The sequence below is a fragment of the Methylobacterium sp. UNC378MF genome (genome assembly GCF_900103195.1).
Lineage (GTDB): Bacteria > Pseudomonadota > Alphaproteobacteria > Rhizobiales > Beijerinckiaceae > Methylobacterium.
The window spans coordinates 183,903-206,365 of sequence record NZ_FMWU01000006.1; the positions used below are offsets into that span (position 1 = coordinate 183,903).

Annotated in this window: 19 protein-coding genes; 7 read left to right on the top strand and 12 right to left on the bottom strand. The window is 69.8% G+C overall.

Features of this window, described 5'->3' with window-relative positions; all coding sequences use genetic code 11:
* Nucleotides 1-24: 24 nt before the first annotated feature.
* Nucleotides 25-1,686: an OFA family MFS transporter gene (locus BLT59_RS08465; RefSeq protein ID WP_091778447.1), complete on the top strand. Its 1,662-nt coding sequence runs from the start codon at nucleotides 25-27 to the stop codon at nucleotides 1,684-1,686.
* Between the two features lie 76 nt (nucleotides 1,687-1,762).
* A complete protein-coding gene (locus BLT59_RS08470) occupies nucleotides 1,763-2,680 on the top strand; it encodes a LysR family transcriptional regulator (protein WP_091778449.1) in 918 nt (305 codons plus the stop codon).
* Nucleotides 2,681-2,798: 118 nt separating this feature from the next.
* Here the strand turns inward: BLT59_RS08470 and rpmG are convergent, their stop codons facing one another.
* From rpmG to BLT59_RS08500, 6 genes are all read right to left on the bottom strand, one after another.
* Nucleotides 2,799-2,966 carry a 50S ribosomal protein L33 gene (rpmG, locus tag BLT59_RS08475; RefSeq protein ID WP_012320513.1) on the bottom strand — a complete coding sequence of 56 codons (168 nt, stop codon included), beginning with the start codon at nucleotides 2,964-2,966 and terminating at the stop codon, nucleotides 2,799-2,801.
* Nucleotides 2,967-3,072: 106 nt separating this feature from the next.
* Nucleotides 3,073-4,203, bottom strand: coding sequence for an MFS transporter (locus BLT59_RS08480; protein WP_091778548.1), 1,131 nt, complete (start codon nucleotides 4,201-4,203; stop codon nucleotides 3,073-3,075).
* A 53-nt stretch (nucleotides 4,204-4,256) separates the two neighbouring features.
* Nucleotides 4,257-5,000 (bottom strand): NUDIX hydrolase, encoded by a 744-nt coding sequence (locus BLT59_RS08485; RefSeq protein ID WP_091778451.1) that lies wholly within the window; start codon nucleotides 4,998-5,000, stop codon nucleotides 4,257-4,259.
* Nucleotides 4,957-5,421, bottom strand: coding sequence for a DUF983 domain-containing protein (locus BLT59_RS08490; RefSeq protein WP_091778549.1), 465 nt, complete (start codon nucleotides 5,419-5,421; stop codon nucleotides 4,957-4,959). The genes BLT59_RS08485 and BLT59_RS08490 overlap by 44 nt, the downstream gene beginning before the upstream one ends.
* Before the next feature lie 23 nt (nucleotides 5,422-5,444).
* Complete coding sequence (rnr, locus tag BLT59_RS08495; RefSeq protein WP_091778453.1) at nucleotides 5,445-7,766, bottom strand: ribonuclease R; 2,322 nt, start codon at nucleotides 7,764-7,766, stop codon at nucleotides 5,445-5,447.
* 135 nt (nucleotides 7,767-7,901) lie between these two features.
* The gene (locus BLT59_RS08500; RefSeq protein ID WP_091778455.1) at nucleotides 7,902-8,240 is read right to left on the bottom strand and encodes a hypothetical protein; all 339 of its coding nucleotides are present in this window, start codon (nucleotides 8,238-8,240) and stop codon (nucleotides 7,902-7,904) included.
* 113 nt (nucleotides 8,241-8,353) lie between these two features.
* On the opposite strand from BLT59_RS08500, the gene BLT59_RS08505 reads away from it, so the two are divergent.
* Together BLT59_RS08505 and BLT59_RS08510 are read left to right on the top strand one after the other, a co-directional pair.
* The gene (locus BLT59_RS08505) at nucleotides 8,354-11,437 is read left to right on the top strand and encodes a D-2-hydroxyglutarate dehydrogenase YdiJ (protein ID WP_091778458.1); all 3,084 of its coding nucleotides are present in this window, start codon (nucleotides 8,354-8,356) and stop codon (nucleotides 11,435-11,437) included.
* Between the two features lie 10 nt (nucleotides 11,438-11,447).
* Nucleotides 11,448-12,338 (top strand): ketopantoate reductase family protein, encoded by an 891-nt coding sequence (locus tag BLT59_RS08510; protein ID WP_091778550.1) that lies wholly within the window; start codon nucleotides 11,448-11,450, stop codon nucleotides 12,336-12,338.
* A gap of 91 nt (nucleotides 12,339-12,429) precedes the next feature.
* Here BLT59_RS08510 and BLT59_RS08515 read toward each other — a convergent pair whose 3' ends face one another.
* The 4 genes from BLT59_RS08515 to BLT59_RS08530 all read right to left on the bottom strand — a co-directional run bounded on the left by BLT59_RS08515 (nucleotide 12,430) and on the right by BLT59_RS08530 (nucleotide 16,922).
* Nucleotides 12,430-12,744, bottom strand: a complete 315-nt coding sequence (locus BLT59_RS08515; protein WP_091778460.1) for a plasmid stabilization protein — start codon at nucleotides 12,742-12,744, stop codon at nucleotides 12,430-12,432.
* A 17-nt stretch (nucleotides 12,745-12,761) separates the two neighbouring features.
* A complete protein-coding gene (locus BLT59_RS08520) occupies nucleotides 12,762-14,381 on the bottom strand; it encodes a hybrid sensor histidine kinase/response regulator (RefSeq protein WP_091778462.1) in 1,620 nt (539 codons plus the stop codon).
* Nucleotides 14,382-14,510: 129 nt separating this feature from the next.
* Complete coding sequence (locus tag BLT59_RS08525) at nucleotides 14,511-16,484, bottom strand: AI-2E family transporter (protein WP_091778551.1); 1,974 nt, start codon at nucleotides 16,482-16,484, stop codon at nucleotides 14,511-14,513.
* A 57-nt stretch (nucleotides 16,485-16,541) separates the two neighbouring features.
* On the bottom strand, nucleotides 16,542-16,922 hold the full coding sequence (locus BLT59_RS08530; RefSeq protein ID WP_091778464.1) for a response regulator: 381 nt from the start codon (nucleotides 16,920-16,922) through the stop codon (nucleotides 16,542-16,544).
* A gap of 194 nt (nucleotides 16,923-17,116) precedes the next feature.
* On the opposite strand from BLT59_RS08530, the gene BLT59_RS08535 reads away from it, so the two are divergent.
* The 3 genes from BLT59_RS08535 to BLT59_RS08545 all read left to right on the top strand — a co-directional run bounded on the left by BLT59_RS08535 (nucleotide 17,117) and on the right by BLT59_RS08545 (nucleotide 20,095).
* Entirely contained in the window at nucleotides 17,117-17,752 is a 636-nt protein-coding gene (locus BLT59_RS08535; RefSeq protein ID WP_091778466.1) for a glutathione S-transferase family protein, read from the top strand.
* 113 nt (nucleotides 17,753-17,865) lie between these two features.
* Nucleotides 17,866-18,771 carry an amino acid ABC transporter substrate-binding protein gene (locus BLT59_RS08540; protein ID WP_091778468.1) on the top strand — a complete coding sequence of 302 codons (906 nt, stop codon included), beginning with the start codon at nucleotides 17,866-17,868 and terminating at the stop codon, nucleotides 18,769-18,771.
* 82 nt (nucleotides 18,772-18,853) lie between these two features.
* Nucleotides 18,854-20,095: an MFS transporter gene (locus tag BLT59_RS08545; protein WP_175543969.1), complete on the top strand. Its 1,242-nt coding sequence runs from the start codon at nucleotides 18,854-18,856 to the stop codon at nucleotides 20,093-20,095.
* Between the two features lie 2 nt (nucleotides 20,096-20,097).
* On the opposite strand, the gene BLT59_RS08550 is transcribed toward BLT59_RS08545, so the two are convergent.
* Both BLT59_RS08550 and BLT59_RS08555 read right to left on the bottom strand, forming a co-directional pair.
* Nucleotides 20,098-21,339, bottom strand: coding sequence for an NAD(P)/FAD-dependent oxidoreductase (locus BLT59_RS08550; RefSeq protein ID WP_091778470.1), 1,242 nt, complete (start codon nucleotides 21,337-21,339; stop codon nucleotides 20,098-20,100).
* Nucleotides 21,336-22,283: a LysR family transcriptional regulator gene (locus BLT59_RS08555; protein ID WP_091778472.1), complete on the bottom strand. Its 948-nt coding sequence runs from the start codon at nucleotides 22,281-22,283 to the stop codon at nucleotides 21,336-21,338. The genes BLT59_RS08550 and BLT59_RS08555 overlap by 4 nt, the downstream gene beginning before the upstream one ends.
* Between the last annotated feature and the right edge of the window lie 180 nt (nucleotides 22,284-22,463).

A 22,463-nucleotide genomic window follows, 5' to 3' on the forward strand; every position in this document is an offset into this window, starting at 1 on the left:
GAGGCTGCCGCGGAGGAGTCCATCATGGGTGCTGGAGTGGCGGGTGCGATCGCGCCTGAGCGGACGCCAGGTCTGTTGTCACGCGAACGGATCGTCGCGAAGCCAGGCTTCAACCGCTGGCTGGTGCCGCCGGCGGCTTTGGCGATCCATCTTTGCATCGGGATGGCCTACGGCCTGTCGGTGTTCTGGCTGCCGCTGACCCGGGCGCTCTCCGTGGGCAAGCCGGCTCCCGCCGCCTGTCCCGATATGGGCGTGATGACGGCCCTGTTCACCACTACCTGCGATTGGCGTGTCAGCGACCTCGTCACGGTATTCTCGATCGGCATCGTCGTGCTCGGCCTGTCAGCCGCCTTGTTCGGCGGCTGGCTGGAGCGCGCAGGCCCGCGCAAGGCCGGCATCGTGGCCGCCCTGTGCTGGGGGGGCGGCTTTCTGATCGGCGCCTTCGGCGTCTACATTCACCAGCTCTGGCTGGTCTGGCTCGGCATGGGCCTGATCGGCGGCGTCGGGCTCGGCCTCGGCTACATCTCGCCGGTCTCGACGCTGATCAAGTGGTTCCCGGATCGCCGCGGCATGGCCACCGGCATGGCGATCATGGGCTTCGGCGGCGGCGCGATGATCGGCTCGCCGCTGGCCGACGGCATGATCAAGACCTTCCGGGGGCCCGATTCCGTCGGCGTCTGGCAGACGCTCGCCGTGATGGGCGTCGGCTACCTGATCTTCATGCTGGGCGGCGCCTTCGGATATCGCGTGCCGCCGGCGGGCTGGCGCCCGGACGGCTGGACGACCCCGAGCGCCAAGAGCGCCATGATCGCCTCGGGGCACGTCCACCTGCGCGACGCGCACAAGACCTTCCAGTTCTGGATGATCTGGCTCGTCCTGTTCCTCAACGTGTCCGCCGGCATCGGCGTGCTGGCCCTGGCCTCGCCGATGCTCCAGGAGATCTTCGGCGGCGAGCTGATCGGCCTGCCGGGCACCGGCTTCTCCGCCTTGGACGCCGGCCAGAAGGCGCAGGTCGCGGCCATCGCGGCCGGCTTCGTCGGCCTCCTCTCCCTGTTCAACATCCTGGGTCGGTTCTTCTGGGCCTCCATGTCGGACCGGATCGGGCGGAAGGGCACCTACGCGATCTTCTTCGCCCTGGGCGGCCTGCTCTACGCGGCGGCGCCCTGGGCCGCCGGCATCGGCTCGCAGGCTTTGTTCGTCGCCATCTTCTGCGTGATCCTGTCGATGTATGGCGGCGGCTTCGCGACGGTGCCGGCCTACCTTGCCGACGTGTTCGGCACGCAGTTCGTGGGCGCGATCCACGGGCGGTTGCTGACCGCGTGGTCGATGGCCGGCATCGTCGGGCCCTTCGTCATCACCAAGATCCGCGAGGCGCAGGTCGCCGCCGGCGTGCAGGGGGCCGATCTCTACGGCCGGACCATGTACGTGCTCGCGAGCTTCCTGGCGGTCGGGTTCCTCTGCAACCTGCTGGTGCGGCCGCTGGCCCAAAGCTGGTTCATGTCCGATTCCGAGCGGGCCTCCCTGGACGTCCGCGCGGGTGCCACGGCCTCCGGCCCGTCCGGCTCCTTCGGCATCGGCCGCGGCGGCTTCAGCCTCGGCGCCGCCCTGGCCTGGGCGGTGGTCGGCATCCCGATCGTCTGGGGTATCGGCATCACCTTGTCGAAGGCGTTCATCCTGTTCCGCTGAGCGGGCGCGCTCGGTTGTGGCGGGCACGGCGGGTCGCTAGGTTTCGGGCGCCTCGCCGTGCCGGGATGCCTTCGTCGTGATCGACAAGCTGGACTTCCTGCTCGCGCTCGCCCGCGAGCAGCATTTCGGGCACGCCGCCGAAGCCTGCGGCGTGACCCAGCAGACCCTCTCGGCCGGCGTGAAGCAGCTGGAGAACCGCTTCGGCGTGCAGCTCGTCCTGCGCGGCTCCCGCTTCCAGGGCTTCACCCCCGAGGGCGAGCGGGTCCTCGAATGGGCGCGGCGCATCGTGGCCGACGCTCGGGCCATGCACGAGGAGGTCACTGGCCTGCGCCGGGGCCTGACCGGCCACCTGCGCATCGCTGCCATCCCCACGGCGCTGCCGATGATCGTGAACCTCACGACGCCCTACCGCGAGCGGCACCCGGACGTGCGGCTCACGGTCGAATCCGCCACCTCAGCCGACATCTTCTCGCTGATCGAGAACTTGGAGGCGGATGCCGGCCTGACCTACCTCGACAACGAGCCCCTCGGACGGGTGATCTCCGTACCGCTCTACCGGGAGCGCTACCGCCTCGTGACGGCAATCGGCGGCCCCTTCGATCATCGGGAGAGCGTCACCTGGGCCGAGACGGGCAGTCTGCCGCTCTGCCTGCTGACGCCGAACATGCAGAATCGGCGGATCATCGACCAGCAGATCCGGGAAGCCGGTGCGGACCCTGCCGCGACCCTCGAGTCGAACTCGATGATCGTGCTGCTGACCCATGTGCGCACCCTGCGCTGGGCCTCGATCATGCCCGAGATCCTGGTCGATGCGCTGGGCTCCATGGAGGGCGTGCGCACCATCCCGATCACCGCGCCGGACTTGGAGCACACGATCGGCCTCGTCGCTCCAAGACGGGAGCCGTCCACCCCGATGGTGACCGCCCTCGTGGCCATCGCGCGGTCGCTGGCGCGCACGCTCGATCCGGACCTCGCGGCATCGACGCCCGTCTGACGGGCGCGCGACCGGAATGTCTCGGTCCGCAAAGACAGTGACGGCTCATGAAAAAGCCGCCCCGTCTCCGGAGCGGCTTCACAGGTCGGCAATCGAGCCGCGATGCGGCCCGCCCGCCTTACTTGATCTTGGTTTCCTTGAACTCGACGTGCTTGCGCGCGACCGGGTCGTACTTGCGCATCGTCAGCTTCTCGGTCTGCGTGCGGGAGTTCTTCTTGGTGACGTAGAAGTAGCCCGTGTCGGCGGTGGAGACGAGCTTGATCTTGACGGTGACGGCCTTGGCCATGGCGCGGCGCTCCTGCAGGGTGCGGCATTCCGCGTGAGCGAAACGCAAATGGCCGGGAGAACCCGGCCGAATACGGGCGGGTGAATGCCCGATCGGGCCCGGCAGGTCAAGAGCGCGGGACCGATCGCTCCATCGCGGCGAGCCATCCGACGAAGGCCAGGAACAGGGCGAGCAGCGCCAGGGCGAAGCCGTGCGGCGGTGCGACGTCGAGCCCGCCGCCGATCAGCGGCGGCCCCAGCATCAGCCCGACATTGTAGAGCACCACGAAGGCCGCGTTGGCGCCCGCGAGATCATTCGGCGGCGTGCGGTCGCCCAGCATTGCGAGGCCGACCGTATAGAGCGTGCCGGCGAGGCCGCCCCAGACGAGGAGGAGCAGGCCGAATGCCATCGGGGTGCCGGCCGCGAGCGGGATCAGGGCCGAGCCCACAGCGCCCGCGAGCCCTGCGCCGAGCAGCACCGTGAACCGGTCGAGGCGGTCGGCGAGCCAGCCGAACGGGATCTGGAACAGCACGTTGCCCAGCGCGATCAGGCTGACGAGGCCGGCCGCGCCCTGCGCGTCGTAGCCGAGGCGCAGGCCGTAGAGGGGCAGGATGGCGAAGATGCCGGTCTCCACCGCCCCGTAGGTCAGGGCCGCCGCCAGTGCGCCGGGGGCGAGCCGGACGTAGCCGAGTATGCCGCGGCCAGAGCCCGTCTCGATGGTTGGCGACAGCCCGCGGGCCAGCATGATCGGCAAGCCGCCGGCCAGCATCAGGACCGCACCCGTCGCGTAGGGCGCCGGCCCCTCGGTCCCGACCAGCGCCAGCAGAAGCGGCCCGACCGCGAAACCCGCCGCCAGGACGGTCGCATAGATGCCCATCACCAGACCGCGCCGTTCGGGCGGAGCGGCGGCGTTGATCCAGTACTCGGACAGGACGAACAGCGCCCCGAGCGTCATCGAGAAGACGAAGCGCAGGGGAAACCACAGCGCGATGCCCGGCAGGAGCGGGAACAGCGCGAGGCTGATTGCGCCGACGAGGAGCGCCAAGCCGAGCAGCGGGGCGACGCCGATCCGCGCCGCGAGCCGCGGCACGAACGGCACCGTGCAGATGCTGGCGATGCCTGCCACCGCAGTGTTGAGACCGATCAGCGTGCTCGACGCGCCGCGTCGCTCCAGCTCGATCGACAGAAGCGGGATCGACAGGCTCAGCCCGATGCCGACCACGGTGACGCAGGTCACGGCCGCCGCGATGGCTGCCACATCCTCTGAGCTGATCCCGTTCGGCGCCTCCCGTCCCAGCTTCTCCTTATGGCTCACAAGGCCACCCGCTCGCGGCGTCCGTAGCGTTCGTAGTGGAACGGGATCATCCGGTGCGGGGCGAAGCCAGCGGCGATCTGCGCCTCCAGGTCGTCCAGGATGGCGCGGGTTATGTACGGCAGGTCGAGCTTGCGCGCGGCGTCGAGCCGGACCCAGGCCAGTTCGGTGAACTCGGCGTCGGCGGCGATGCGCCCCGGCTCCTCGGCCGCCACCATCCGGCGGTCGATCGCGAAGAAGCGCGTATCGAAGCGGCGCACCCGCTTGGGCGGCGTGATCGCCCGGGCGACGAGGTGCAGCGCCTCGAGATCCGGCAGCACACCGTGCCGGGCGAAGCCCTCCCATCCCGCCGGGACGTCCTCGGGGGCGCCGTGCTCGTTCGTACCGAGGAGCAGGCCGGTCTCCTCGTAAGTTTCGCGGATCGCGGCGAGCGCAAGCGCCCGGCCGAGATGGTGCGGCGGCCGGGTGACCTGCCGCGTCAGCGCCGCCTCCGCGTAGTCGGGAAGAGCCCCAGCCACCGGCATGTGGCGGTCGCCGAGTTCGATCCGGCCACCCGGGAAGACGAACTTGCCCGGCATGAAGGCGAGGTTCGGGTTGCGCCGGCCCATCAGGACCTTCGGGCCGCCACGCCCGCGCCGGTCGATTACGATCAGGGTCGCGGCATCCCGCGGCCGCAGACGCGCCGTCGCGGACTTGCGTTCAGGAGCTGTGGCGATCTGGGGCTCCTGCTGCGGCAGCGGCAAGGCGTGTCTCCTCCGGTCCCGGGGCAGGGCGGCTCCGCGGTAGCGTGGCGAAGCCGTGCATGCCAAGCGCGTATTGCAGCCCGACGACAGCGCCCTTCACGGGCTGGAGCAGAACCAGCGCGAAAAGGAGCGTGAAGACTGGCCAGACGCCCATCTCGACCCAGAGGGGAACCTCGTAGGCGCTCTCGGTCTCCAGGATCAAATAACCGACGATGTGGGCAACGATGAAGATCACCACGTAGGGCGGCAGATCGTCGGCGCGGTGGTGGTGCAGCTCCAGGCCGCACGCGTCGCATTCCGGTCGCACCTTGAGGAAGCGGCCGAAGATCCGGCCCTGACCGCAATGCGGGCAGCGGCCGATGAAGCCCCTTGCCATGGCGGGAATGAGGCGTGTGCGCTCGGGAATCGCGTCGGCGGCCATGCGCTGGCTGTACACCGCCCGGCTCAGCGGCGCGAGCCGCGGTGGCGCGACCCGGTGTTGCGGATGCCGACAGGGCGTCCGGGCGGCGCGGCCTTGAAGGGACGTCCGCCCGGCTTCTTGCCCGGCCCGGCATTTCGGGCGCCGGAACGGGTCCGTCCCTCGCTGAGCAGCTCGAAGCGCAGCGCGCCCGCCACCGGCGAAGCCTCGACAAGGCGCACCTCGACCCGGTCGCCGAGGCGGAACGTCTCCCCGGTCCGCTCGCCCACCAGGGCATGGCGGCCTTCCTCGTGGCGGAAATAGTCGGCGCCGAGCTGCGAGACCGGCACGAAGCCGTCCGCGCCTGTCTCATCGAGCTTGATGAACAGGCCGGCGCGGGTGACGCCGGCGATCTGACCCTCGAAGGTTGCCCCGATCCGATCGGCGAGGTGGTGGGCGATCAGCCGGTCGATGGTCTCACGCTCGGCGGCCATGGCGCGGCGCTCGGCCGCCGAGATCTGCTCGCCGATCTGCGCCAGTTCACCCGTCGAAATCTCGGGCGCGAGCCCGTCCGCGCCCAGCTTACAGGCGGTGATGAGCGCCCGATGGACGATCAGGTCCGCGTAGCGGCGGATCGGCGAGGTGAAGTGCGCGTAGCGGCGCAGGTTCAGGCCGAAATGCCCGAGATTCTCGGCGGCGTAGACGGCCTGGGCCTGGCTGCGCAGGATCACCTCGTTGAGGAAGACGCCGTGCTCGGTCTCGGCTGCTGTGGCCAGGATACGGTTGAACAGGGCGGGTCGCAGTGCGCCTTCCTTCGGCAGCTTGATCCCGACCGAGGCCAGGACCTCGCCGAGCGCCCGCATCTTCTCCAAAGCGGGCTCGTCGTGGATCCGGTAGATCAGGGGCTGGCGGGCCTGCTCCAGGGTCTCGGCGGCGGCGACGTTCGCCGTGATCATGAATTCCTCAATCAGCCGGTGCGCGTCGAGGCGCTGCGGCACGATCACCCGGTCGACCGCACCCTCCGGGCTGAGCAGGACCTTGCGCTCGGGCAAGTCGAGGGCCAACGGCCCGCGTCGGTCGCGCGCCGCGCGCAGGGCCGCGTAGGCGGCCCAGAGGGGGCGCAGCGCCACCTCCAGCAGTGGCTCCGTCACGGCATCCGGCTGGCCATCGATGGCCGCTTGCGCCTGTGCGTAGGCGAGCTTCGCGCGGGAGCGCATCATCACCCGGTGGAAGCCGTGGCGGCGCTTCTCGCCGTCCGCGGCGATGACCATGCGGACTGCGAGCGCTGGCCGGTCCTCGGCCTCGCGGAGCGAGCAGAGGTCGTTCGAGATCCGCTCCGGCAGCATCGGCACGACGCGGTCAGGGAAGTAGACGGAGTTGCCCCGCTCCAGTGCTTCGCGGTCGAGGCTTGAGCCAGCCCGCACGTAGGCGGCGACGTCGGCGATGGCGACGGTGAGGATGAAGCCACCGGGATTGGCCGGATCGGGATCGGACTCGGCCATGACGGCATCGTCGTGATCCTTGGCGTCGAGCGGGTCGATGGTCAGGAGCGGCCGGTCCCGCCAATCCTCCCGGCCTTGTAGGCTCGCGGGCTCGGCAGTCTCGGCCTCCACCAGGGTCGCATCCGAGAAGACATGCGGGATGTTGTGCAGGTGCAGGGCGATCAGGCTTACCGCCTTCTCGGAGCCGAGCGAGCCGAGGCGCTCCCGGACGCGGCCTCGCGGCAGACCGAAGCGGGTCTCGCGCTCCAGGGAGACGCTGACGAGGTCGCCATCGCGGGCCTGACCCTCCTCGCCGGGCGGTATCAGGATCTCGCGACCTTGGGAGCGCTTCTCGACAGGCACGATTCGGCCGCCCTGCGCGCCGGCCCGGTAGACGCCGATGATCTCCGCGCGATTCTTGCCGATGACCTTGATGACCCGGCCGGTATAGCCGCCCTCGGCGTCGCGCTCGACGCGCACAAGGGCGCGGTCGCCGATGCCCGCCGCCGGGCGGTTGCCTTTGCGCGGGCCGCGGGGCTGCGTCAGCGCGATGGAGGGCGGCTTGCCCGCGCCGGTCCACTCCACCGGGACGGCCAGGGCATCGCCGTGCCGGTCCCGGGAGCGGATGTCGGCCAGAACGACCGGCGGCAGATGCCCGGCGGGAGCGAGTCCGCCGCGCCCGCGATCGAGGGCGCCCTCCTCCTCGATCTCCTTGAGGATGCGTTTCAGGTCGATCTTGGCGGCGCCCTTGATGCCGAAGGCCTGGGCGATCTCGCGCTTGCCGACGCGCTCCTTCGACTCGGCGACGAAGGCGAGGATCTGCTCACGGGTGGGGAAGGGCGGAGGAGCGGCAGGCTCGGCTGCCGGGGCGGTGCTGCGTCGTGCCAAACGGTGAATGCCAGACAGTTCTTCGGACGGTACGCCCGCGCGCGGGCGTAGAATCGAGGCTTCGATCCTGTCGCCCCAAGATGGGTGTCCCAGCCCCCTGCGGCAACGCCGCGCCGTCCGTCCTCAACAGGCACGTCAGCCCGTGGAGGCGATCTTCCGGATGTGGTCTACCGCCGCGTCCACGTCAAAGCCGGGTGCCAGGATCTCCGCGAGGGTGAACGGGCAGCCACGCGGCAGGGTCAGATTCACTTGCCCTTCCTGCGGCGCCAGCTCGGGGGTCTCCGCATCGCGGATCGCCAGCGTCCAGGCACCGTCCATGCGCAGGCTCGAAGGGTGCGGCGGATCGGCCGCGAGCGCCGCGAGCCTGCCGCGCGCGGTCTCCCGGAAGGCGAGACTTCGACCATCGTTCGAAATCAGGGCTGCCTTGATCAGCTCGGCCAGCGCGCCCCTGACCTGTTCCACACTCGCGTTCATGCGCACCCATTCCTTGCGGTACCCCCGGCAGGGCAAGCGCGATGCCAGCACGTGTGGCGGCGCGGCGGAGCCGCCGATCTTCCCTCGCGATCCGCCAGGTGTAGAAGGCACGGATGATCCCGGTCCTGACCCGCCACACCGAGGCTGTGCCGCTCTATGCCGCGGCCTGCGCCGAGTTGCGCCTGCGCGGCTTCGAGGGCGACCTGACGCTCTCGGATGCCGACCGCACGGTCTTCGCCACCGACAATTCGATCTACCAGGTGGAACCGGGGGCCGTGGCCTTCCCGCGCAGCCGCGACGACCTCGTCCGCATCGCCAAGCTCCTCGGGGACCCGCGCTTCTGCGAGATCGTGATCCGTCCGCGGGGCGGGGCGACCGGCACCAACGGCCAGTCGCTCGGCCACGGCCTCGTGGTCGACACGTCCCGGCATATGAACCGCATCCTCGAGATTGACGTCGCCAGCCGTACGGTCCGTGTCGAGCCGGGGGTGGTGAAGGACCAGCTCAACCGGGAACTCGCCAAGCACGGCCTGTTCTTCGCGCCCGAACTCTCGACCTCGAACCGCGCCACCCTCGGCGGCATGATCTCCACCGATGCCTGCGGGCAGGGCTCGTGCCTCTACGGCAAGACGCGGGACCATGTCCTGGCTCTGACCTGCGTGCTCACCGACGGCACGATCTGGACCGCCGAGCCCCTGGATGAGAGCGGCCTGGCAGCCGCCAAGGGGCGCAATGACCGCGTCGGCGAGATCCACCGCACCGTCGACGCCGTCGTCACCGAGAACGCCGCGCTCATCGCCGAACGCTTTCCTAAGCTCAACCGCTGTCTTACCGGCTACGATCTCGCCCATCTGCGCGATGCATCGGGACGGTTCGACCTCAAGAGCGTGATCTGCGGCTCCGAAGGCACGCTGGCGCTGATCGCCGAGGCGCGGCTCAACGTGTTGCCGATCCCGAAGGCCGCGGTGCTTGTCGCGCTCTCCTACATCGATTTCGACGCGGCGCTCCGCGACGCGCAGGCACTGCTGCCGTTCGGCGCCGCCTCGGTGGAGACGATCGATTCCACGGTCCTGGCGCTGGCCCGCAAGGATCCGATCTGGGCCGAGGTGCGAGCCTTCTTCCCCGACGATCCGGCCGGGCGGCCAGTGGACGGCATCAACCTCGTGGAGTTTGTCGGCGACGACGCCGCGATCGTGGAGGCGGCCCTCGCGCGGCTCACCGGGATGCTGGAGGCCGAGCGCGGCACCGACACGAAGCGTCTCGGCTTCACCATCGCCCGGGGCGATGCGATCGAGCGGCTCTGGACCATGCGCAAGAAGGCGGTGGGGCTCCTCGGCGCCGCCAAGGGCGATGCGCGCCCGATCCCGTTCGTGGAGGATACGGCAGTCCCTCCGGAGCGGCTCGCCGATTACATCGCCGAGTTTCGCGCGCTCCTCGACGGCAAGGGGCTGCGCTACGGCATGTTCGGCCACGTCGATGCCGGCGTGCTGCACGTCCGGCCGGCCATCGACCTGAAGGACCCGGCCCAGAACGCCCTGATCCGCGAGGTCACGGAGGGGGTGGTCGCCCTGACCGCCAAGTATGGCGGGCTGCTCTGGGGCGAGCACGGCAAGGGCTTCCGATCGGAATTCGTGCCGAAGACGTTCGGGCCGCTGATGCCGGCGCTGGAGGCGATCAAGCGCGCCTTCGACCCGGGCGACCGGATGAATCCGGGCAAGATCGCCTCGGCCAGGGGCGCTGGCCTGACCCGGATCGACGGCGTGCCGCGCCGGGGCGAGCGGGACCGCACCATCCCGGCGCCGGTCCGGCAGGATTTCGACGCGGCGCTCCACTGCAACGGCAACGGCGCGTGCTTCAGCTTCGACGCGGACGAGGCCATGTGCCCGTCCTGGAAGGTGACGCGCGAGCGGCGCCACTCGCCCAAGGGCCGCGCCTCACTGATGCGCGAGTGGCTGCGCCGCGCGGCAGAGGCCGGACTCGACCCGGCCGCCGAGCTGGCGCGGCAGCGCGCCGGATGGCTGAGCGACGTGGCGGCGACCCTGCGGAGCGGCCTCCGGGGTCGATCCGAGGATGACGACTTCTCCCATGCCGTCAAGGAGGCGATGGATGGCTGCCTCGCCTGCAAGTCCTGCACGGGGTCCTGCCCGATCAAGGTCGACGTGCCGACCTTCCGGGCCAAGTTCCTGGCGCTCTATCACACCCGCTACGCGCGGCCGCTGAAGGACCATCTCGTGGCGGCGCTGGAGCCGCTGCTGCCGCTGGCGGCGCGGGCGCCGCGCCTGAGCAACGCGATCCTCACCAATCCGCTGACTCGGCTGATCCTGACCCGGGCCGGGCTAGTGGCGCTTCCGACCCTGGCACCCGTCGATCTCAAGACACGTCTGGCGGATCTCGGCGTCGCTGTCGCGTCCCACGAGGCGCTCGCCCGGTTGGATTCGCGCGAGCGCGAGACTGCGGTTCTCGTGGTCCAGGACGCCTTCACCAGCCATTTCGACGCGGAGGTCGTGGCCGACAGCTGCGCGCTGCTGATCGCCCTTGGCTTCAAGCCCTGGCTGTTGCCCTACCGGCCAAACGGCAAGCCGCTGCATGTGCACGGCTTCCTGGCGCGGTTCGCTGCCGTCGCCCGATCCAACGCCACGATGCTGCGGGATCTCGCCCGGCACGGCGTGCCGCTCGTTGGGATCGATCCGTCGATGACGCTGACCTACCGGTCCGAGTACGCGCAGGCGCTGGGCGGCGATCTTCCGAAGGTCCACCTTCTGCAGGAATGGCTGGCGACCCAGCTCGACCGGATCGCGCCGCGACAGGGCGGTGAGATGATGCGGCTGCTGCCCCACTGCACCGAGCGCACCAACGCGCCGGGCGCGGTGCGGGACTGGCAGGCCGTGTTCGCTCATCTCGGCCTGCGGCTCGAGGTGCCGGCCGCCGGCTGCTGCGGCATGGCGGGGACCTACGGGCACGAGGCGCGCCACCGCGCCTCCTCCGAGGCGATCTACGGTCTGAGCTGGGCGCGTCACGTTGCGGAGGCTCCCGGTTGTACCCTCCTGGCGGACGGCTATTCCTGTCGGTCGCAGGCCAAGCTCATCGACGGCGTTCGGCTGCGACATCCGGCCCAGGCGCTCCTCGATCATGTCCGCGCAGGTACCCCCGGGGCGGCCCCGTTCCACCCCGAGCGCGCTGCGGCTGCGGCGCGGTGAGGGCGCCGTGATGCAGGTCGCTGTCGTGGGGGCCGGCGCAGTCGGCAGCTATTACGGGTTCCTTCTGGCGCAGGCTGGGCATTCGGTAACGCTGATCGGTCGCCCCGCTCTGGTCGAGGCGGTCAACTCGGGCGGTCTGGTGCTCGAGAGCGGGGATGGGACGGCCTCTGTCCCGGTGCGGGCAACGATTGCGGGCGACGGCGTCTCCGGCGCCGATCTCGTACTGGTCTGCGTGAAGTCGGGGGACACCGAAGCGGCGGGTGTGATGATCGCACCCCATCTCGATCCTGCCGCGACGATCCTCAGCTTCCAGAATGGCGTCGACAACGCCGACCGACTCGCCGCCGTGCTGGCGCGGCCGGTCGTGCCGGTGGCGGTCTACGTCGCCACCGCGATGGCGGGTCCGGGCCGCGTCCGGCACAATGGGCGGGGCGACCTGATCCTCGGCGCGTCGGAGACGAGCGACCGGATTGCCGCCGCGTTCATGGCCGCCGGCATCCGGGCCACCGTGTCGGCGCGTGCCGTCGACGCGCTCTGGGCGAAGCTGATCATCAACTGCGCCTACAATGCGCTCTCGGCCCTGACGCAGATGCCCTACGGCCGTCTGGTCCAGGCCGAGGGGGTGGTCGCGGCCATTACGGACGTGGTTCAGGAATCCGTCGCCGTCGCGGGGGCCGCCGGTGTGTCGGTGCCCGCCGACATCCTCGACCGCGTGCTGGAGCTCGGCGTCACCATGGCCGGGCAGCGCTCGTCCACCGCCCAGGACCTCGCCCGCGGCCGGCCCAGCGAGATCGATCACCTCAACGGCTACGTGGTGCGCAAGGGCGCGGTACTCGGCATCCCGACGCCGGCGAACCGGTTGCTGCACACGCTGGTCAAGCTCGCCGAGCAGAAGGGCTGAGCCTGTCCGCTTCACGCGCGCCGTCATTCCGCGCTGCGCCGGATTGCCTCGCTTCGCACAGACGGACGACGGATCCGGTTGCGATCTGCTGTCAGGCCCGCGCAGCCGCGTTGGCCTTGCGGGTCGCGGCCGCCTTCTTGGCGGAGGCTGAGCGCTCCGCTGCCGTTCGTCCGGCCGACGCCCTACCGCCGGTCTCGCCCCCCTTGTGGGCGGCCGGATGGCCAGTGGTCTTGCCTCGTCCCGACCCGCCCGGCTTCTTGCCGCCCCCATCGTCCTTGTTCACGGTGGCCCAGGCCCGGGCCTCCGCTTCCTTCTCCGGCACACCGCGGGATTCGTAAGACTCGGCGATGTGCTCGGCCTTGCGCTTCTGCTTGTCAGTGTACTTGGACTTTTCGCCCTGGGACATGGTCCGGCTCCCGAAGCTCAGCCCACCCCGGTCGGACCGTCGAGGATGGCGCGCACGCGGCGAACCAGCTCCGTGCGCCGGTAGGGCTTGTTGAGGAGATCAAACTCCGAGCCGCCAATATCGGTTCGCTCCAGGCTCGCCTCCGCGTAGCCTGTTGCGAGCAGGACCTTGAGCTTGGGTTGGCGGCGCCGGGCCTCGCGGGCCAGAAGAACCCCGTTCATGCCCCCCGGCATGATCAGGTCGGTGAAGAGCAGATCGACCTTCTCGCTCGAATCCAAGATCTCAAGCGCCTCGCGTGCATTGCACGCCACCAGCGTCGTGTAGCCGAAGTCCCGCAGGATGGTGCGGGCAAGCTCGGCCACGTCCTCGCGGTCGTCGACGATGAGGATCGTCTCGGTGCCTTGGCGGTCCACAGATCGCAGCGAGACCTTCACGGGAGCGTTGACGTCGCCGTCGGTCGCCGGAAACGAGAGACGGACCGTCGTGCCCGCGCCCACGGTCGACTCGATCTGTGCCGCGCCTCCAGATTGCTTGGCGAAGCCGTAGACCATCGACAGGCCGAGGCCCGTGCCCTTGCCCTCTTCCTTGGTGGTGAAGAACGGGTCCATCACCCGGGCGAGCACGGCCGGCGGGATGCCGGTGCCCGTGTCCGTGATGGCGATGCTGACGTAGCGGCCGTCGCGCAGCGGCCCGATCTCCCGGCCGCGCGAGGCGATCTCGCTGTTCTCGGTGGAGATCCGAACGGTGCCGCCCTCCGGCATCGCGTCGCGGGCGTTGATGAGCACGTTCAGAATCGCGACCTCGGCCTGGGTCGGGTCGACCCGGCAGTTCCAGAGGTCCTCCGCAAGATCGAGTTCGACCTTCACGGCCTCGCCCACGGAGCGGGCGACCATCTCGCCCATCCCCTCGATCAAGGTGTTGAGGTTGACCGCACGTCCGTCCAGCCGCTGCTTGCGGGCAAAGGCCAGCAATTGCTGTGTCAGCGTCGTCGCGCGATCGGCGGCCTGCCGGATATTCTCGGTGGCGCGGCCGAGCCGGGCGCGGTCGGCGTCAGGCTTCTCCAGGCCGGCCGCAAGGATGTCGACGTAGCCGACGATCACCTGAAGCAGGTTGTTGAAATCGTGCGCGATGCCGCCGGTGAGCTGGCCCAGCGCCTCCATCTTCTGGGCCTGACCCAAAGCCTCCTCGGCGTCGCGGCGGCGCGAGACGTCGAGCTGCGAGCCGAAATAGTACACGAGTTCGCCGTCGGCATTGTAGACCGGCGAGACGAACAGGGCGTTCCAGAAGGTCGAACCGTTCTTGCGGTAGTTCAGGATCTCGGTGGCGAATTCGCGCTTCTCGGCAATCGCCGCGCGGACCTGCGCGACGCTCTCGCGGTCGGTATCGGGACCCTGGAGAAAGCGGCAGTTGCGCCCGATCAGCTCTTCCGGCGTGTAGCCGGTCATCGCCAGAAACGCCCGGTTAGCGAAGATGATCGGGTTGTCGGGTTGTCGCGGATCGGTGACGATCATCGGCATCCGCGTCGTCTCCACGGCCGCGAAGAAGATGTCGCTCTTGCGGTCGGTGAGGTCGCTCGGGGCGCCGTCCCGGATCGGGGGACTCGGTCCGGAGGGCGGGGTTTCTGGCGTCTCAGACATGCGAGGCGGTTGTCACCTTCCAGGCCGGGAAATCAGTCTGCGCGTGGCCGATCACGAAGTGGGTGAGCGAGATTAGCGGCCGGGCGGCGGATGTCGACGGTGTGTCCCCAGCGGTCCTGCGTCGGCGCCTCATGCTGCGGCCGGCTGTGCGGCGTCGGTGCGCATGCCCACGGGTGCCGGGACGAGCCGGGTCGGCGCGGATTCGCGACAGGCGCCCAACACGGCCGACAGAGCCTCGTTCAGCGACGTGACCAGGAAATCCGCCGATGTCGCCCGGCGCAGCCGCTCCAGGGTCGCCGGATCGCGCTCGCGCCAGAAGCCCACCAGGATGCGGATCCCCGGCACCGCGGCGCGGGCCTGCCGGACGGTGAACCGGATCTGCGACAGGCTCACCGGCTCCAGATAAGAGAAGCAGATCAACGCGAGACCCTCCAGGTTCTCGGGCCGCTCCCCGGCGCGGATCGCCGCCATGGACAGGATCTGCGAGGACAGCCCGTGGCGCGCGAGGATCTGGCTCAGCATCAGCGTCGCCGCCTCGTCGAAAGGACCGCGGCTCGACACGCACAGGACCGGCGTCTCGCCGCGCCAGTTGGGCGCGAGATCCTCGCGCTCGATGACGATACCGGCCACCTGCCGGTCGGGACCGATGGCGGCCAGCGCCGCTGCGGTCTCGGTGTCGGGGCCACGGCCTGATCCGCGCCGCGACCGCCGCGCGACCGGCGCGGTCCCGAGGCGGTCCACCACCGTGCGGATCGCCGCGCCGACCTCCTCCTGCCGCTCCCGGTCGAGGGTGCCGCGCGATAGATCCTCCTGTGCCAGCAACAGACCGGCGAGGGCGACTTCGTCGTAGTACGTGACGAGGGCACGTTCCTTGAGGAATTGCCAGCCCTGGTCGATCGCCTCGACGGGATCGCCGGCCAGCATGCGCTGGTAGAAGATTTCCGGTGGCGACAGGGCGGGCTGATCGCCCAGCAGCACGTCGAGATACCAGAGGCGTTCCACGTGCCGGCCGAGCACCACGAGGCAGACGGTGAGCGGCGTGGCCAGAACGAGGCCGATCGGCCCCCACAGGAACGTCCAGATCGTCGCCGCCAGGATGACGGCGACCGGCGAGAGGCCGGTGGAATGACCGTAGAGCAGCGGCTCGATGACGTGGCCGCAGATCGGCTCCACAACCAGGAACAGCGCCGCGGTGGCGATCACCATGCTCCAGCCGGGATCGACGGCGGCGGCGAGGATCAGCGGCAGGAGCGCGCTGATCGCTGCACCGATGTAAGGCACAAACCGCAGAATCGCCGCGAGAACGCCGAACAGGGTCGGGCTCGGGACGCCGATCACCCAGAGGCCGAGGCCGATAACGAGGCCGAAGGCGATGTTGAGGGCGAGCTGCGCCAGGAAGAACCGGCTGAGCCGACTTGTGGCGTCATCGATCGCCGCCGTGGTGCGGCGCAGGTCGCCCGAGCCGCCGGCGAGCCGGATCGCCCGGTTCCGCAGATCCTCGCGCTGGAGCAGGATGAAGATCGTGAAGATCAGGATCAGGCCCGTCGTGGCGAGCGGGTGCAGGATCGGGCCCACGACGGTCTGAAGCGTGTCGACGACGCTGGCGCGGGCCGGTGTCAGTTCGACGGTGAGGGGATGCGTGCGCGATCCCGGCTCGCCGCGGACCTCTGCCGCCGGCGGCGGCTGCAGCGTGGCGCTGAGGTCCTGCACCATGTCGACGATCCGCGACAGCGTGCCGGTCCCGGCCGTCGCCCCGCGCAAGTCCTTGATCTTGGTCCGCATCACCTGGGTGTAGCGCGGCAGGTCGGATGCGAGCTGGGACGCCTCGCTGGCAATCAGGCTGCCGATGCCGAACAGGGCACCGAAGACGATCACCACCACGAGGAGCACCGCCGGCGCGCGCGGCACGCGCAGCCGCCGGAGCATCCGGACCGCCGGTACCAGCACGAAGCTCAAGAGGATCGCGAGCGTCACCGGCACGAGGATCTCGCGCCCGAGATAAAGCGCCGCCATCGTGGCGACGACGAGCAGGATCGAGGCCAACGCCACGAAGACCGGCAGGCCCTGCCGCAGGCGCTGGGCAGTGACGGGATCCTCGCTCACGGACACGCTCCACTCACATCAGGTCTCGGGGCCGCGTTTGGCGCGTCCGCAGTTGGGTCAGATCGCCTGTGCGGTCTCGCCCAGGGCCGCGCTGATCTGGCTGAGCAGCTTCGAGAAATCGACGGGCTTCGGATGATAATCGTCGCAGCCCGCCTGGATCGCCTTGTCGCGGTCGCCCGACATGGCGTGGGCGGTGAGCGCAATGATCGGGATCGCCCTCGTGTCGGAGCCCGATTTCAGCGTCCGGGCGACCGACCAGCCGTCGAGGATCGGCAGATTCATATCGAGGAGGATGACGTCGGGCTGACCCGATCGGGCCTGGTGGACGCCGGCCTCTCCGTCATGAGCCAGGATTACCTCGTAGCCGCGTCGCTTGAGGCGGCGCGAGAGGAAGTCCCAAATCTCTTCATGGTCCTCGACCAGCAGAATCTTCGCCATCAGAATTCGAACCCCCGGCTTGCGGCGTGCCGGACGGAAGCCCAACGCGCGGCAACGCACAATCGCCCAACGCTCCTGCCGCGATTCCGGTCCCGGGAGAAGTGGCGCACGGTTCGCGGTTGACCGGACCTTCGGCCGGTAAGAGCGTGTGCGCGCCGGAAACGACAATCCTCGAACGCGGCAGGGCTGCAAAAATGGCTGACATTGAGTTCTATCATTCGCCCAATACCCGATCGTCGGGTGTGCGCGTGCTGCTCGAGGAACTCGGCGTCCCCTACCGGCTGCACGCGCTCAACATGCGCGCCGGCGAGCACCTCCAGGACGCCTATCGCGCGATCAACCCGATGGCAAAGGTGCCGGCGATCCGCCACGGCGACGCCCTGGTGACCGAACAGGCGGCCGTCTACCTCTACCTTGCCGACCTGTTCCCCGAGGCCGGGCTTGCACCGGCGCTGACTGAGCCTGCCAGGGCCGCCTACCTGCGCTGGATGGTGTTCTATGGCTCCTGCTTTGAGCCAGCGGTGATCGACCGGCACCTGAAGCGGGAGCCGGGACCGCGCGCCTTATCGGCCTACGCCGATTACGACAGCGTCATCGCCCGTGTAACCGAAGCGCTGACGCCAGGGCCGTATCTGCTCGGCGCGCGCTTCAGCGCCGCCGACATCCTGTGGGGCGGCGCCCTTGGCTGGACGACGGGCTTCGGCCTCGTCGAGCCCACGCCTGTCCTGACAGCCTATGTGGAGCGCATCCGGTCCCGTCCGGCCTCCCGGAAGGTGGCGGCTGAGGACGCACAGCTCGCGGAAGCACACCAGGCGGCCGCATCGGGCTGAGTCCGGCCGGACTCTTGCTGGGCTCGATCCGGGAGCCAGCACGCGCGGCCGGCGTCCCGCCGCCGGCCGGTCGCGCCGGACGGCTCCATCGCGCGCCCGGAACCCGTCAGCCCATGCGCCTGATCGCTCCTTTTCTCGCCGCGCTCCTTCTCGGCGCGCCCGCCGGGGCCGCCGAACTCACCGGAACCCTCAAGAAGATCCAGGACAGCAACAGGCTGGTCCTCGGCGTGCGCGACACTGCGCCCCCATTCAGCTACCTGGATCAGAACCAGAAGGTCGTAGACTTCGCGGTCGACATCTGCCTGAAGATCGCCGACGCCGTGAAGCGCGAGCTCAAGAGGCCCGGGCTCGACGTTGCGATGGAGTTCGTCAATTCCTCGTCGCGGATCCCGCTCATCACCAACGGGACCGTCGACCTCGAATGTGGCACGACGACCAACAACGCCGACCGCAAGAAGCAGGTGGACTTCACCAACACCCACTTCCTGACGGCGACCCGCTTCGTTTCGCGGAAGGATCAGCACATCTCCAGCCTGGACGATCTGCGCGGCAAGATGGTCTCCTCGGTGGCCGGTTCGACCAACATCCTGATGCTGATCAAGGCCAACAACGAGCGCAGGCTCGGCATCACGGTGGTCGCCGCCAAGGACGTTCCGGAGGGCTTCCTGCTCGTCGAGACCGGCCGCGCTGCGGCGTTCGTGATGGACGATGTGCAGCTCAGCGTCGTGGCCGCCCAATCCAAGGACCCGGCCGCCTACGTCGTCAGTCAGGAGACGATGTCGAACCCGGAGCCCTACGGGATCATGCTGCGTCGGGACGATGCGGCCTTCAAGGCGGTGGTAGACCGGGCGACCGCCGAACTCTACCGGAGCCCCGAGATCGTGACGCTCTACGATCGCTGGTTCCTGAAGCCTGTACCGCCGCGCGGCCTGACCTACAACGTGCCGCTGTCCTCGGCTCTACGCTGGACATTCGCGCATCCGACCGACAATTCGGATCCGGCGTTCTACGCACACTGATCTGTCGCGCCGCGGGGTTCCGCTCCGGCTGGGGAGATGCGATGCCGCGAGTCTGGTTTAGACCGCGTCGCGAAGCGTCCCCATGACCGACAGCACAGAGCCGGCCCTCACACCCGCGGCGACGCTTTCCGCGGCGCCGACCACGTCGATTCCGCGCCTGATCGTCGTGCTGGCCTGCGCGGGCTTCGGCAGCACCTTCGCACTGCGCTCGGTCGAGCCCCTTGTCGGCGTGCTCGCCCGGGATCTAGCGAGCGATGCGCACACGGTGGCGCTCCTCTCTACCGCCTTCGCACTGCCCTACGCTTTCATCCAGCCGGTGCTCGGCCCGATCGGTGATGCGCTCGGCAAGGAGCGGGTGATGAGCACCTGCCTCGCGGTGCTCGCCGTCGCGCTGACCCTGTGTAGCGTCGCGCCGGATATCGGCAGCCTGTTCGGCCTGCGCATGCTGGCAGGCGCGGCAGCCGGCGGCTGCATCCCTCTCTCGCTGGCGCTGCTGGGCGACCGCGTCCCGATGGAGAGCCGCCAAGTGGCGATCGGGCGATTCTTGGTGGCGGTGATCCTCGGCCAGCTCTCGGGCTCGACCTTCGCGGGTCTGATCGAGGCAGCGATCGGCTGGCGCGGCGTCTTCGCGGTCACCGCGGCCGTGGCGGCCTTCGCCTGCGCGGCGACCGTGTTCGGCTTCGACCGGACCGGCCGCCCCGCCGCCCGCCGCCCGGCCTTCGGCGTGGCGGTGACGCGCTACCGGACGATCCTGCGAAACCCGCGGGCGCGGGTGCTGTTCTCGGCAGTGTTCATCGAAGCCATCGCGATCTTCGGCGTGTTCCCGCATCTCGCCCCGCTGATCGAGGCCCGCGGGGAGGGCGGACCGCGCGAGGCCGGACTCGTTCTGGCGGGGTTCGCGGTCGGCGGCCTGGCCTACTCGGCGCTTGTCGGGCTGCTGGTGCGGCTGCTCGGCCTGCCGCGGATGCTGATCGGCGGCGGCCTGATCTGCGGCGCCTCGCTCACCGTGGTCGGGCTCGCCGGCTCCTGGCAGGTCGATTGCGCGGCGCTCACCGCCATGGGTCTCGGATTCTACATGCTGCACAACACCTATCAGACCCAGGTGACCGAGGTCGCGCCGACGGCCCGCGCCTCCGCGGTGGCGCTCCACGCCTTCTCGTTCTTCTGTGGGCAGGCGCTCGGCGTCGCGGTGATCGGGCAGGCGCTGCTCCGGCTCGGCCAGCTCGGGGCGCTTCTGGGATGCGCCGTCACCATCCTGGCGCTCGGGATCGGCACCGCCATCGCCCTGCGGCAGAAGCCGGCGCCGGTCGCGTTCCCGGGCTGAGGTCAGGGCCGCTGCAGGGCCAGCGCCTTGAGGTCGAAGCCCGGATCGGCCGCCTGATCGGGCGTGAGCGGTGTCCCGGCGGTCAGCAGGCGCCGGGCGATCATGTGGTCGCCTGCCCGATCGACGGATTCCACCGCGCATAGGCACCCCTCGCGGAAGCGGAAGACCGAGAAGGCGTCGCCGGAGCCGCGGATCACGCTGGCATCACCGGGTCCCGACAATCCGGCGATCTGCAGCTTGTGCGGACCCTGATCGCTCCAGAACCACGGTAGGGCGCCGTAGGCAGCGGGCTTGCCGGTGAGCCGAGCCGCGAGGCAGCGCCCCTGGTCGATGGCGTTCTGCACGGATTCGATCCGCACCGTTCCGTCCGGCGTCAACCCGTGGGCGAACGGGGTGGGGAAGCGGGCACAATCGCCGATCGCCGAAATGGCGGCGTCCGGCGTGGACAGGAACGCGTCGACCTCCACGCCGCCCTCGGCCGGCAGACCCGCCTCCGCGGCGAGCTCTCGGTTCGGCAGCACGCCGATCCCGACCAGGACGAGATCGGCGGCGAGTTCCCGGCCATCCGCCAGGGCGACGCCGGCGGCCTGGCCGTCGCGCCCGAGGATCGCCGTCACGCCCGCCCCGAACGCGAAGCGGACGCCCAGGGCCTCCTGGGCGCCACGGAAGAAGTCCCCCATCTCGGCCGAGACGGCCCGCGCCATCGGACGCTCGGCTGCCTCGATCACCGTCACCGCGAGTCCGCGCGCGGCCGCGACGGCGGCAAATTCGAGCCCGATGAATCCCGCGCCCACTACCACGACTGTGCGAGCCGCTTCGATGTCCGCCCTCAGCGCGTGGGCATCCGCGAGGCCGCGCAGCTGGCGCACGCCCTCCAGATCGGCGCCCGAGACGGGCAGCGGCCGATTGCGGGCGCCGGTGGCGAGCACGAGGTGGTCGTAGGGAAGACTTGCGCCGTCCGAGAGCTGCAGGCGGCGCGCCGCCCGATCGATCGCGACGGCGCGGAGCCCCGGCCGGTGCGTGATGGCATGCTCGGCGAAGAAGCCGTGCGGGCGCAGGAACAGGCCTTCTTGGTCGGTCTTGCCGGCGAGATAGGCCTTCGACAGAGGCGGACGCTGGTACGGCAGGACGGTCTCGTCACCGACGAGGGTGATCGGGTCCTTGAAGCCGCCCTCGCGCAGGGAGGCGGCGAGCTGAAAGCCCGCCTGGCCTGCGCCCGCGACGACGATGCCCGCCGCGCTCACGCCTTGGCTCCCGCGAGTGCCAGACCGCTCTGCGCGACTCCCGGCAGGCTGCGGGCGCCCTCCGACATCAGGTAGGACCAGACCGCGGAGGCGGCCGGACCCAGCACTTTGTCGGCGCGCCGGACCGCGTACCAGTCGCGCCGGATCGGCAGACCCTTGACGTTGAGGAGGACGAGGCGGCCGGTTTCCAACTCGGCCGCCACCGAATGCACCGAGAGAAGCGCGATGCCGAGCCCGGCCATCACCGCCTGCTTGATGGTCTCGTTCGAGCCGGTATCGATGTCGAGCGGTGCCCGCTTCACCAGCACCCCGCTCATGAACTCCTCGAACACCATGCGGGTGCCCGAGCCCTCTTCCCGCAGGAAGAACGGCTGATCGGCGAGATCCTCGCGGTTCAGCCCGGTCTTGCCCGCCAGAGGATGGGTCGGCGGGGCGATCAGTACGATCGGGTGCGGACCGAAGGTTGCGGCCTCGATGGGAAAATCCCGGGGCGGGCGGCCCATCAGCGCGAAATCGATCTCGTAGCCGCGGAGCGCCTCCACGGTCTGGCCGCGGTTGCGCACCGAAAGGCTGATCTCGACGCCTGGGTGCTTCTTGACGAAGCCCGCGATCACCTGCGGCGCGAAATATTTCGCGGTCGAGACGACGCCCAGCGCCACGCGCCCGCCCTCAGCGCCGCGCAGGGTGCGCAGGCGGTCGGTGCAGGTCTCGAGCACGGTGTTAATGCTGTCGATCGCCCAGAGCATCTCGCGTCCGGCGTCGGTCGGCTTAAGGCCGCCGGGCGTCCGGTCGAACAGTAGCAGCCCGGCCTCCTCCTCCAGCTGACGGATCCGCGCGTAGAGGGCCGCCGAGGTGACGTTCAGTTCCTGCGCCGCCCGGGTCATGGTGCCGAGGCGGGCCACCGCAGCGACCGCCTGGAGCTGCTTGAGGGAGAGGTTGCGCATGGCGGATTTCTCGGCGGAGGTCTCGTTTTTTTCGTCCTATGGCACAAGATCGCACAGAAATCTTGAAGGCCCGGCCGCGGGTTCCTGTCGATCCGGAGACAGAGACCGCTATCCTGGCAGCCAAGCGGCCGCTACAGAGCCGGCGCGCACCGCGCGATCCCGGCGGGCGGGATCCGAGTA

What these genes read in the sequence shown, in the direction of transcription:
- BLT59_RS08465 (WP_091778447.1), top strand. Translation starts at nt 25, where the DNA reads ATGGGTGCTGGAGTGGCGGGTGCGATCGCGCCTGAGCGGACGCCAGGT.
- rpmG (WP_012320513.1), bottom strand. Translation starts at nt 2,966, where the DNA reads ATGGCCAAGGCCGTCACCGTCAAGATCAAGCTCGTCTCCACCGCCGAC.
- BLT59_RS08490 (WP_091778549.1), bottom strand. Translation starts at nt 5,421, where the DNA reads ATGGCCGCCGACGCGATTCCCGAGCGCACACGCCTCATTCCCGCCATG.
- BLT59_RS08500 (WP_091778455.1), bottom strand. Translation starts at nt 8,240, where the DNA reads ATGAACGCGAGTGTGGAACAGGTCAGGGGCGCGCTGGCCGAGCTGATC.
- BLT59_RS08505 (WP_091778458.1), top strand. Translation starts at nt 8,354, where the DNA reads ATGATCCCGGTCCTGACCCGCCACACCGAGGCTGTGCCGCTCTATGCC.
- BLT59_RS08510 (WP_091778550.1), top strand. Translation starts at nt 11,448, where the DNA reads ATGCAGGTCGCTGTCGTGGGGGCCGGCGCAGTCGGCAGCTATTACGGG.
- BLT59_RS08515 (WP_091778460.1), bottom strand. Translation starts at nt 12,744, where the DNA reads ATGTCCCAGGGCGAAAAGTCCAAGTACACTGACAAGCAGAAGCGCAAG.
- BLT59_RS08520 (WP_091778462.1), bottom strand. Translation starts at nt 14,381, where the DNA reads ATGTCTGAGACGCCAGAAACCCCGCCCTCCGGACCGAGTCCCCCGATC.
- BLT59_RS08530 (WP_091778464.1), bottom strand. Translation starts at nt 16,922, where the DNA reads ATGGCGAAGATTCTGCTGGTCGAGGACCATGAAGAGATTTGGGACTTC.
- BLT59_RS08535 (WP_091778466.1), top strand. Translation starts at nt 17,117, where the DNA reads ATGGCTGACATTGAGTTCTATCATTCGCCCAATACCCGATCGTCGGGT.
- BLT59_RS08540 (WP_091778468.1), top strand. Translation starts at nt 17,866, where the DNA reads ATGCGCCTGATCGCTCCTTTTCTCGCCGCGCTCCTTCTCGGCGCGCCC.
- BLT59_RS08545 (WP_175543969.1), top strand. Translation starts at nt 18,854, where the DNA reads ATGACCGACAGCACAGAGCCGGCCCTCACACCCGCGGCGACGCTTTCC.
- BLT59_RS08555 (WP_091778472.1), bottom strand. Translation starts at nt 22,283, where the DNA reads ATGCGCAACCTCTCCCTCAAGCAGCTCCAGGCGGTCGCTGCGGTGGCC.